Source organism: Acidovorax sp. (assembly GCF_046294525.1).
In the GTDB taxonomy this organism is placed as follows: domain Bacteria; phylum Pseudomonadota; class Gammaproteobacteria; order Burkholderiales; family Burkholderiaceae_C; genus Acidovorax.
In genome coordinates this window covers 133,006-143,682 of the sequence record NZ_JBKBKQ010000011.1, presented here as the reverse complement: position 1 = coordinate 143,682, position 10,677 = coordinate 133,006, and the positions used below count along the sequence as shown (strand labels likewise).

Annotated in this window: 8 protein-coding genes; 1 reads left to right on the top strand and 7 read right to left on the bottom strand. The window is 63.8% G+C overall.

Features of this window, described 5'->3' with window-relative positions:
- Positions 1-636: 636 nt before the first annotated feature.
- Both ACK4HJ_RS12480 and ACK4HJ_RS12475 read right to left on the bottom strand, forming a co-directional pair.
- A complete protein-coding gene (locus ACK4HJ_RS12480) occupies positions 637-2,808 on the bottom strand; it encodes a 3-hydroxyacyl-CoA dehydrogenase NAD-binding domain-containing protein (RefSeq protein WP_409831840.1) in 2,172 nt (723 codons plus the stop codon).
- A 22-nt stretch (positions 2,809-2,830) separates the two neighbouring features.
- Entirely contained in the window at positions 2,831-4,036 is a 1,206-nt protein-coding gene (locus tag ACK4HJ_RS12475; protein WP_409831837.1) for an acetyl-CoA C-acetyltransferase, read from the bottom strand.
- Between the two features lie 169 nt (positions 4,037-4,205).
- Here ACK4HJ_RS12475 and ACK4HJ_RS12470 point away from each other — a divergent pair, with 169 nt between their 5' ends.
- Complete coding sequence (locus ACK4HJ_RS12470) at positions 4,206-4,484, top strand: hypothetical protein (protein WP_015012481.1); 279 nt, start codon at positions 4,206-4,208, stop codon at positions 4,482-4,484.
- Between the two features lie 84 nt (positions 4,485-4,568).
- Here the strand turns inward: ACK4HJ_RS12470 and ACK4HJ_RS12465 are convergent, their stop codons facing one another.
- From ACK4HJ_RS12465 to ACK4HJ_RS12445, 5 genes are all read right to left on the bottom strand, one after another.
- On the bottom strand, positions 4,569-5,732 hold the full coding sequence (locus ACK4HJ_RS12465; protein WP_409831834.1) for an acyl-CoA dehydrogenase family protein: 1,164 nt from the start codon (positions 5,730-5,732) through the stop codon (positions 4,569-4,571).
- A gap of 127 nt (positions 5,733-5,859) precedes the next feature.
- The gene (locus tag ACK4HJ_RS12460) at positions 5,860-7,026 is read right to left on the bottom strand and encodes an ABC transporter substrate-binding protein (RefSeq protein WP_409831832.1); all 1,167 of its coding nucleotides are present in this window, start codon (positions 7,024-7,026) and stop codon (positions 5,860-5,862) included.
- A 124-nt stretch (positions 7,027-7,150) separates the two neighbouring features.
- Entirely contained in the window at positions 7,151-9,007 is a 1,857-nt protein-coding gene (locus tag ACK4HJ_RS12455) for an AMP-dependent synthetase/ligase (protein WP_409831829.1), read from the bottom strand.
- 7 nt (positions 9,008-9,014) lie between these two features.
- A complete protein-coding gene (locus ACK4HJ_RS12450; RefSeq protein WP_409831825.1) occupies positions 9,015-9,836 on the bottom strand; it encodes an ABC transporter ATP-binding protein in 822 nt (273 codons plus the stop codon).
- Positions 9,833-10,672: an ABC transporter ATP-binding protein gene (locus tag ACK4HJ_RS12445; RefSeq protein WP_409831822.1), complete on the bottom strand. Its 840-nt coding sequence runs from the start codon at positions 10,670-10,672 to the stop codon at positions 9,833-9,835. Before ACK4HJ_RS12445 ends, ACK4HJ_RS12450 begins: the two co-directional genes overlap by 4 nt.
- Between the last annotated feature and the right edge of the window lie 5 nt (positions 10,673-10,677).

The window sequence follows — 10,677 nt, the reverse complement described above, 5'->3', positions numbered from 1 at the left end:
TTGCGGCTCAAAGCACGCGGTTTATGAGCTGACTTTCAGGATACGGAAGCTGCCGCGAGAAATGCGCATGTGCCAGCTGGGCGGTGGTCGAACGCAGGGGAGTATTTCAGCAGCCTGCTAGAGGGTCAGAGAAAGTACTCGCTTGACCGCCTGTCCCCCCATTTCCTCCAGGGGCTCCACCCCCACCTCCGCCTCCACCAAATACTCCCCCAGCACCGCCCGCCCCACCTACGTTTTGAATATTTAGTACAACTGAAATAGGAGGCGGAGGTGGAATCGAGGCAAATTGGCCAGAGGACCACTGATTCTCCAGAGCCAACAAGAGCTGCTTGTGATACGTGAGTATTTCTCCGTGAGTCAGTTTCTTTGATTGGCGAGTTGTCGAGTCGTATTCGTCATGATGATCGAAGCAAAGAAAGACAATGTTTTCAGGCGCACTATTGGAAGGATTTTGATCGAGATGGGCTAATTGTCCGCGTTTCACTTCAAGGTCTCGTTCCAATCCATAGCAGACCGCACATCTTCGACGGCTCTCCGCCAGAATTTTTGCCTGGACCTCTTTCGGAATTGCTTTTCGAGTCATTCAAAGGCACCTTCTCTTTCGCAATGGATGTATCGCGCGGCGATACGCACAGCTTAGTGGCTTGGCGTGAGCCTGCCTATAGCTGTCGTCACATCGTCACGTAGTATGAATCCCGTCCCATACTTCGCCGCCAGTTCATCCGCCCGCTGCAAGAACGCCTCCACGCCAGTCCCATAGATGAACTGCATCGCCCCCCCCGTCCACGCTGGAAACCCGATCCCGAAGATCGACCCTATGTTCGCGTCATGCACGCTGGTCAACACGCCCTCGGCCAGGCAGCGTGCGGTCTCGATGGCCTGGCGGTAGAGCAAACGGTCCTGGATCTCCTGCACGCTCCATTCCACGCCGGGCTTTTCGAACAGGGGTTTCAGCTCCGGCCACAGCTGCTTCTTGGCGCCTGTGGGGTAGTCGTAAAAGCCGCCGCCACCGGCGCGGCCGGGGCGCTTCAGTTCCTTGACCATGCGCTCCACCAGCAGCTCGCCGGGTGTGGCGGTGTAGGTTTTGCCTTCGGCGGCGTAGTCGGCACGGGTCTGGTCCAGCACATGCACGCTCAGGGTCAGTGCGGTTTCGTCCAGCACGGCCAGCGGGCCCACAGGCAGGCCCGCTTGCATGGCGGCGTTTTCAATCGCGGCGGCGGGGATGCCTTCGCCCAGCATGGCGGCGCCTTCCATCACAAAGGTGCCAAAAGTGCGGCTGGTGTAGAAGCCGCGTGAGTCGTTGACCACGATGGGCACCTTGCCCAAGGCCTGCACGTAGTCGAACGCGCGGGCCACGGTTTCGTCGTCCGTCTGTTTGCCGCGGATGATCTCCACCAGCTTCATCTTGTCCACGGGGCTGAAGAAGTGGATGCCGACAAACTTCTCGGGCCGGCTGCTGGCCGTGGCCAGGCCGCTGATGGGCAGGGTGGAGGTGTTGCTGGCAAAGAAGCCGCCGGGTGCCAGTTGCGGTTCGGCCTCTTGCGTGACTTTGGCTTTGAGGTCGCGGCTTTCAAACACGGCTTCGATGATGAGGTCGCAGCCCGCCAGGTCGGCCGCGCTGGCGGTGGGTGTGATGCGAGCGAGCAGCGCTTGCTGCGCCTCGGCCGTCATGCGGCCTTTGTCCACGCGGGCCTGGGTGAGCTTGGCGCTGTAGGCCTTGCCGGCCTCGGCCTTCTCGGTGCTCACGTCCTTGAGCACGGTGGCGATGCCCCGGCTGGCCTGGGCCCAGGCGATGCCCGCGCCCATCATGCCCGCGCCCAGGATGCCGACCTTTTGTGGCTTGTAGCGTGGGGCCGAGCCTGGGCGCGACTTGCCGCTCTTGATCGCGTTCATGTCAAAGAAGAAAGTGTTGATCATGTTGCGCGCCACGGGGCCGGTCATCAGGCGGGCGAGGTAGCGGCTTTCGATGCGCAGGGCGGTGTCGTAGTCCACCATCGCGCCTTCGACCATGGCGGCGAGAGCTGCCTCGGGCGCGGGGTAGCGGCCGCGCGTGGTCTTCTTGAGCATGGCGGGCGCAACGGTGAGGGCGCCTGCAATCTTGGGGTTGGCAGGCGTGCCGCCGGGCATTTTGTAGTTCTTGTCGTCCCACGGCTGCACCGCGTGCGGGTGGGTGGCGATGTGGGCCAGGGCAGCGGGCAGCAGTTGCTCGCGCGTGGCGACCAGTTCATGCACCAGTTGCAGTTCCAGCGCCTCGGCGGGGTTGAAGAGCTTGCCTTCCAGGATGTAGGGCTGCGCGCCCATCAGGCCCAGCAGGCGCGTCATCTTGGTCACGCCAGTGGCGCCAGGCATCAGGCCCAGCGTGACCTCGGGCAGGCCGAACTGGATCTTGGGGTCGGCCACGGCGATGCGGTAGTGGGCGACCAGGGCAACCTCCCAGCCGCCGCCCAGTGCCGCGCCATTCAGGCCGGCCACCACGGGGATGCCCAGGGTTTCGAGCGTGCGAAAGTGCGCCTTCATGCGCTCGATTTCGCCAAACGCGCTGGGCGCATCGGCCGGCGTGAGGCGCATGGTGGCCTTGAGGTCGGCGCCCGCAAAGAAGCTGGTCTTGGCCGATGCCAGCACGATGCCTTTGAGGGCAGTGCCCAGGCGTTCGCGGTCACCCAGCACCTGTGCAGTGACCTCGCCCAGCTCCTGCTGCCACTGGCGGCACATGGTGTTGACGGGCGAGTTGGTCTCGTCAAACGTGATGACGGCGACCTGGCCTTCGGTGCCCTGGGCGGGGATGAGTTCGTAGCGGATGGTTTGCATGATGTTCTTGTCTCCTGCCCGTTCAGATACGTTCAACAATCGTTGCGATGCCCATGCCGCCGCCCACGCACAGCGTGGCCAAGCCGTAGCGCTGGCCCCGGCGGTGCAGCTCGTCAATCAAAGTGCCGAGGATCATGGCGCCCGTGGCGCCCAGCGGGTGGCCCATGGCAATGGCGCCGCCGTTCACGTTGACCTTGTCGTGCGGCACGCCCAGCTCGCGCATGAAGCGCATGGGCACGGCAGCAAAGGCCTCGTTCACTTCAAACAGATCGATCTGGTCGATGGTCATGCCCGCACGGGCCAGCGCCTTTTTTGCGGCGGGCACGGGGCCGGTGAGCATGATGGTGGGGTCGGCGCCGCTGAGTGCCGTGGCCACGATGCGTGCACGGGGCGTGAGGCCGTGGGCCTTGGCGGCGGCCTCGTTGCCGATGAGCACAGCGGCGGCGCCATCCACAATGCCCGACGAGTTGCCCGCGTGGTGCACGTGGTGGATGCGCTCCACCTGCGGGTAGCGCTGCAGCGCCACGGCGTCAAAGCCCATGCCGCCCAGTTGCTCGAACGATGGCTTGAGCGCGCCCAGGCCCTCCAGCGTGGTCTTGGGTTTGATGAATTCGTCTTCGGCCAGGATGGTCTGGCCGATGAAGTCGCGCACGGGCACGACCGAATTCTTGAAGTAGCCCGCTGTGCGCGCGGCGGTGGCGCGGCGTTGGGATTCGAGCGCGAAGGCGTCCACATCGGCGCGGGTGTAGCCGTCCAGCGTTGCGATCAGGTCAGCGCCGATGCCCTGGGGCACGAACAGCGTGGCGGAGTTGGTGGCGGGGTCTTGCGCCCAGGCGCCACCGTCGGAGCCGATGGGCACGCGGCTCATGCTCTCCACGCCACCGGCCACCACCAGGTCTTCCCAGCCGCTGCGCACCTTTTGCGCGGCCAGGTTCACGGCTTCCAGGCCCGATGCGCAAAAGCGGTTGACCTGCACGCCCGCACAGCGAAAGTCCCACCCGGCCTTGAGCGCGGCCACCTTGGGCAGCACCGAGCCCTGTTCGCCCACGGGCGAGACGATGCCCATGACCACATCGTCCACCGCTGCGGTGTCAAAGCGGTGGCGCGCTTGCAACTCGGTCAACAGGCCCACCAGCAGGTCGATGGGCTTGACCTCGTGCAAGGTGCCGTCCTTCTTGCCCTTGCCGCGCGGGGTGCGCAGCGCATCGAATACATAGGCTTCGGTCATGAATGGTCTCCGGTGGTTTCTCTAAACTTCAAGCAGTGCGGCGGTAAAGCAGCTGGGCTGGCTCACGCCACTACAAGGTGCTTTCTGACGCGGGTGCAGTGGGTTTTGCACTATCTTTCGGCGGTTGCTATCTACATTTCTGGTTATGGAACGAAATACATCCCCTGCATTGCAGCGCATCGCTCGCAGCGCCATCGAATACGACGACACGCGCGAAGGGTTTGCGCTGGAGCACCACGTCGTGCTGGCAGCGTCCAGCGCGCTGGCGGTGGCGGCCTTCATGGCGCCCAGCCGCAGCTCGGCGGCCATTCGCGGCATTGGCGCAGGCTTGCTGCTGATGCGCGCGTTGAGCGGCAGCCAGGGGGTGCGCTCCTGGCTGAATGTGACCGACCGCCGCCCCGGTGCGCCTCTCAGCCCTGAGGAAGCGCGCGCCGCCTGGTATCTGTAACGGCATTCGGCGCCCATTGGCGCGTTATGACGGGCGCTGTGCGGAGCATCGTGCACTGCGTGGCTCATAGCGCGGTGCATACGGCTATTTGCCCAGCCCCATGGCACGTGCAATCACTTCTTTCATGATCTCATTGGTGCCGCCGTAAATGCGCTGCACCCGGGCGTCGGCATAGGCGCGAGTGATGGGGTATTCCCACATGTAGCCGTAGCCGCCGAACAGCTGCACGCATTCGTCCATCACCTTGCACTGCAAGTCGGTCGTCCAGTATTTGGCCATGCTGGCGGTCTCGGTGTCGAGCTGGTCCTTCACGATGAGTTCGCAGCACTTATCTACAAACACGCGGGCCACCTGTACCTGCGTTTGCAGCTCGGCCAGGGTGTGGCGGGTGTTTTGGAATGACGCCACGCTGTGGCCAAACACCTTGCGCTGCTTGACGTAGTCCAGCGTCCAGTCAATGGCAGCCTGGGCGGCGGCCACGGCGGTGATGGCGATTTGCAGGCGTTCCCAGGGCAGCTGCTCCATCAGGCAGATGAAGCCACGCCCTTCCATGGCGGGGCCGCCCAGCAGGTTGTCCACCGGCACCTGCACGTCGTTGAAGAACAGCTCGGACGTGTCCTGCGCCTTCATGCCCATCTTCTTGAGGCGCTGGCCCTTTTCAAAGCCAGGCATGCCGCGTTCCACCAATAACAGGCTGGTGCCCTTGGCGCCTGCGGCCGGGTCGGTCTTGGCGACCACGATCACCAGGTCGGCATGCCAGCCGTTGGTGATGAAGGTCTTGCTGCCGTTCAGCACATAGTGTGATCCGTCCGCACTTTTGATGGCCGTGGTCTTGATGCCCTGCAGATCGCTGCCCGCAGCCGGCTCGCTCATGGCGATGGCACCCACCACGGCGCCGCTGGCCATCTGTGGCAGGTACTTCTGTTTCTGGGCTTCAGTGCCATAGTGCAGGATGTACGGCGCCACGATCTCGCTGTGCAGGCCAAAGCCGATGCCGGTGGTGCCTGCACGCGCCAGCTCTTCCATCTGCGCCACCGAGTACAGCTTGTCGGCCCCGGCGCCACCGTATTCCTCGGGCAGGCTCATGCACAGAAAACCGTTGGCGCCCGCCTGGCTCCACACCTCGCGCGCCACGTAGCCCTGGTCTTCCCAGTCGGCGTGGTGGGGCGTCACCTCTTTCTCGATAAAGCGGCGGAAGCTGTCGGCAAAGGCCTGGTGGTCGGGCTGGAAGAGGGTGCGTTCGATCATGGTGGGGCAACCAGGTTATTTATGCAAAGTTACTGCTTGGTTAAATTCTGCCACCGGCTGAGCCCGGATGCACCCCCTGAAACGCAAAAGCCGCCCGAAGGCGGCTTGAAGAAGGCGGGTCAGGCGCTCATGGCTTGACGTAGTCGGAGACCACCTTCCACTTGCCATCGGTGATCTGCGACAGGCGAGAAAGATCGCTGCCCAGGCGCTTTTGTGGGCCAAAGGTGCCCTCGGCGCTGCCGAATATGTCGGGCGGAATCACCATGGTGTCCATGGCCTTGATGAAGCTGTCGGTGCTCAGGTTGGGACCCGCCTTCTGGGCCGCCTTGATGAAGGCGTCGATGGCGTTGTAGCCGTAGACCGAGAAGACGGTGGGGTCTTCATTGAACTTGGTCTTGTACTTGTTGGCCCAAAAGCGGATGGGCTGGCTGGCTTCATCCAGGTAGGGGTGTTGCACCGTCATGGTGGCGTACAGCCCGTCCATGGGCTTGCCGCCCAGCTTGTGGATGAGGTCAGTGTAGGCGGCGCTGGAGCCCAGGAAGGTAGGGTTGAAGCCCGTCTTGCGCGCCTCGCCAATCGTGCCGATGGTCTCGCGGATGATGGTGCCCAGGATCACGAAGTCGCATTCTGACGATTTCATCTTGGCGACCTGCGAGGAGAAGTCGGTGGCGCCGCGCTTGTACGAGGTCTTCTCGGTGAAGTCCATGCCCATGGACTTGAGTGCTGCCTCGCCGCCGCGCATCACCTCCAGGCCAAACTCATCGTCCTGGTAGATGGTGCAGATCTTCTTGGCGCCTTTTTCCTTGATGAGCTTGGGGGCGGCCAGGCGGATCTGGTCGTAGTAAGTGGCGGCAAACGAATACTTGAGCTTGTGGGAGGGCTCGTACATTTCGCGCGCGGCCGTCACGGGGAAGAAGTTGATCACGTTCTTGCTGAACTGCACGGGCATGGCCGCCAGGTTCTGCGCCGTGCCGATGTGCGCGATCATCATGAAGATCTTGTCTTGGTTGACGAGCTTCTGCGCGGCCAGCACGGCTTTCTTGGGGTCGTAGCCCGAGTCTTCCACCTTCAGGTCGAGCTTGCGACCGTTCACGCCGCCTTGCTCGTTGGCCTCGTCCACGCGCAGCATCATGCCCAGCCGAACCTGCTTGCCAAACCCCGCCAGCGGGCCCGACAGATCCTGGATGGAGCCCAGCGTGATGGTGTCCTTGCTCACGCCCTGGCTGGGCTGCGCCTGGGCGGAGGCACCGGCCATGGCCACGAGGGCCAGCGCGGCGATGTGATGAAACTTCATGGCACGTCTCCTTCGGTTGGATCGAAACAAAAACGATCGCTCGTTATAGAACGATGCCCGGGGTGGGGCACCAGCACTTTCCCTATCCTGATGGGCGTGGCCTGTGGTTGCTTGCCGCGCGCGCCTACCGGTACATGGCCTCGATCTGGGGCGCGTACTTCTGCTGCACCAGCTTGCGCTTGAGCTTCATGGTGGGCGTCAGCTCTTCATCCTCGGCCGTGAGCTGGGTGTCGAGCAAGAAGAACTTCTTGATCTGCTCCACACGCGCGAACTTGGTGTTGACGCGGTCGATCTCGCCCTGGATCAGCTCCTGAACCTCGCGCGTGCGGGTAAGGCTGGCGTAGTTGGAGAACGGTACGTCGTGGTCCTGCGCATACTTTTCCACGTTCTCCTGGTCGATCATGATGATCACCGTGAGGTAGGGCAGCTTGTCGCCAATGACCACCGCATCGGTGATGTACGGGCTGAACTTGAGCTCGTTCTCCAACTCGCTGGGCGTGATGTTCTTGCCACCCGCCGTGATGATGATGTCCTTCATGCGGTCGGTGATGCGCAGGTAGCCGTCCGCATCGATCAGCCCCACATCGCCCGTGTGCAGCCAGCCGTCGGGGTCGATGGTTTCGGCCGTCTTCTCCGGCTGGTTGAGGTAGCCCTTGAACACATTGGGGCCGCGCACCAGGATCTCGCCGGTGGCGGGGTCGATGCGCACCTCGTTGTAGCTGGCTGCTGGGCCAATGGAGCCAGGTTTGATGCGGGTGGCGGGCACGCCCGTGGAAGCGCCACAGGTCTCGGTCATACCCCACACCTCCAGCATGGGCACGCCCAGCGCCAGGTACCACTTCACCAGCTCGGGCGAGATGGGGGCTGCCCCCGTGACGAGGAAGCGGGCGCGGTGGATGCCGATGAGCTTGCGCACATTGTTCAGCGCCAGAAAGCGCGCGAGCATGAACTGCGCCTTCAGCAGGCCACCCACTGGCTCGCCCGCCAGCACGCGGTCTGCAATGCGAGTGCCCACGCCAATCGACCAGGCATAGGCCGCCTGCTGCATGCGCGTGGATTCCTTCAGGGCAATCATCACACCCGAATAGAACTTCTCCCACACCCGCGGCACGGCGGTGAACACCGTGGGTGCAATCTCGCGCACGTTTTCGGGCACGGTGTCGGGGTTCTCCACAAAGTTCAGGCGCGCGCCGGTGTAGAGCGAGAAGTATTCACCGCCCATGCGCTCAGCGATGTGACACAGCGGCAGAAAACACATGGTCTCATCCGCCTCGCTGCGCGAGATGAGTGTGTTGTAGCCGCGCACGGTGTAGGTGAGCGCGCCGTGTGTGTGCATGGCGCCCTTGGGCTTGCCGGTGGTGCCGGAGGTGTAGACCAGAATGGCCAGGTCTTCGGGGCGGCAGGCCTTGACGCGCTGCATCAGTGCGTCGGGGTGTTGTGTGTTCCACGCGCGGCCCAACTCGCGCAGGTTCGCAAGGCTCAACACATCGGGGTCGTCCAGGCTGCGCAAGCCCTCCATGTCGAACACCACCACCTTGCGCAGCAGGGGCAGGTTGTTGCGCACTTCCAGCGCCTTGTCGAGCTGCTCGTCGTCTTCCACAAACAGCACGGTGGTGCGCGAGTCTTCACACAGGTAGTGCACCTGAGCCGCCGCATCGGTGGGGTAGATGCCGTTGGCCACGCCGCCGCAGCTGAGCACGGCCAGGTCGGCCAGCACCCATTCGATGTTGGTGTTGGACAGGATGGACGCGCATTCACCCGGCGCAAACCCTAGCGACATCAGGCCGCCCGCGATCTCTCGCACGGCCTCGGCTGTCTGGTCCCAGGTCCAGCTCTTCCAGATGCCCAGCTCCTTCTGGCGCATCCACACGCGCGGGCCGCGCTCGGCCACGGCGTTCCAGAACATGGCGGCGATGGTGTCACCTGCCAGCACGTCGGTGCCTGCGGGCTGGATGTGATCGAGGTCCCAGAGATTGCTCATGTTGTCCTCACCGCCATGTCTTCTTCTTTTTCCACCGCCGCTCGCCGCGCACGCCTTCATCCTTCATGCCGAGGTAGAACTCCTTGATATCGTCCTTTTCGCGCAGGCGTTCGCAGCTGTCTTCCATCACGATGCGGCCGTTCTCCAGCACGTAGCCGTAGTCCGATGCATTGAGCGCCATGTTGGCGTTCTGCTCCACCAGCAGGATGGTGGTGCCGCGCTCGCGGTTGATGCGCACCACGATCTCGAAGATCTCCTTGGTGAGCTTGGGGGAGAGGCCCAGGCTGGGCTCGTCCAGCAGGATGAGTTCGGGGTTGGCCATGAGCGCGCGCGAGATGGCCAGCATCTGCTGCTGCCCGCCCGAGAGCAGGCCCGCATCCTGCGCGGCGCGCTCCTTGAGGATGGGGAAGTAGCCGAACACGGTCTCGATGTCGCGCGCCACTGCGTCCTTGTCGGCGCGGGTGTAGGCGCCCATCAGCAGGTTGTCGCGCACAGACAGTAGCGGGAACACCTCGCGCCCCTCGGGCACATGCATCAGTCCCCGGCGCACGATGGCGGCCGGGTCGTTGGCGGTGATGTCGGCGCCCTGGAATTCGATGGAGCCCTTGCGCGGGTCGATGATGCCGCTGATGGTCTTGAGGATGGTGGTCTTGCCCGCCCCGTTGCTGCCCAGCACGGCGGCGATTTCGCCGCACCGCACCTGCAGGCTTACGCCCCGGATGGCCTTGATGGGGCCGTAGGCGCTCTCCACGTTCTGCAGGCGCAGCAGGGGCTGGTCGGCGGCGCTGGCTGCCGGGCTGGTGGCGGGGGTGGACAGCACGGCGCTCATGTGCGGACTCCCATGCTGGAACCCGCTGGGCGGCGCAGGTTGCTCACATCGTCGATGGTGCCCAGGTACGCCTCGATCACCCCAGGATGCGTTTGAACCTCGCGCGGCGTGCCCATGGCCACCACCTCGCCCTGGTTCATGGCCAGCACGCGGTCGGACACCTTGGAGACCAGCGACATATCGTGTTCCACCATCAGCACCGTGATGCCCAGCTCGTGCTGGATGTCCTGGATCCAGAAGGCCATGTCGTCGGTCTCCTCCACGTTCAGTCCCGACGAAGGCTCGTCGAGCAGCAGCAGCTGCGGCTCGGTGCACAGGGCGCGGGCCAGCTCCACCACCTTGCGCACTCCGTAGGGCAGGCCAGCCACCATGGTGTCGCGGTAGTGCTGCAGGTCGAGAAAGTCGATGATCTGCTCGGCCTTTTCGCGCGCCAGGATTTCCCCTTCGCGCACCTTGCGGGTGAAAAACATCTCGGCCCACAGGCTGCTGTGCTGCTGGGTGTGGCGGCCGATCAGCAGGTTGTGCAGCACGCTGGCATGCTCAAACAGCTCGATGTTCTGGAAGGTGCGCGCAATGCCCAGGCCCGCCACCTTGTGCGGCGGCTGGTCGGTGAGCGGCAGCATGGCGCCGCCGGGGCCCGCATAGGCAATGGTGCCGGTGGTGGGCGTGTAGATGCGGCTGATAAGGTTGAACACCGTGGTCTTGCCCGCGCCGTTGGGGCCGATGAGGGTGAACACCTCGCCGCGCCGCACGTCAAAGCTCACGTTGTTGACGGCCAGCACGCCGCCAAAGCGGACGCTCAAGTTCTGGGCCGAAAGCAGGACTTCGTTGGTCATCTCTG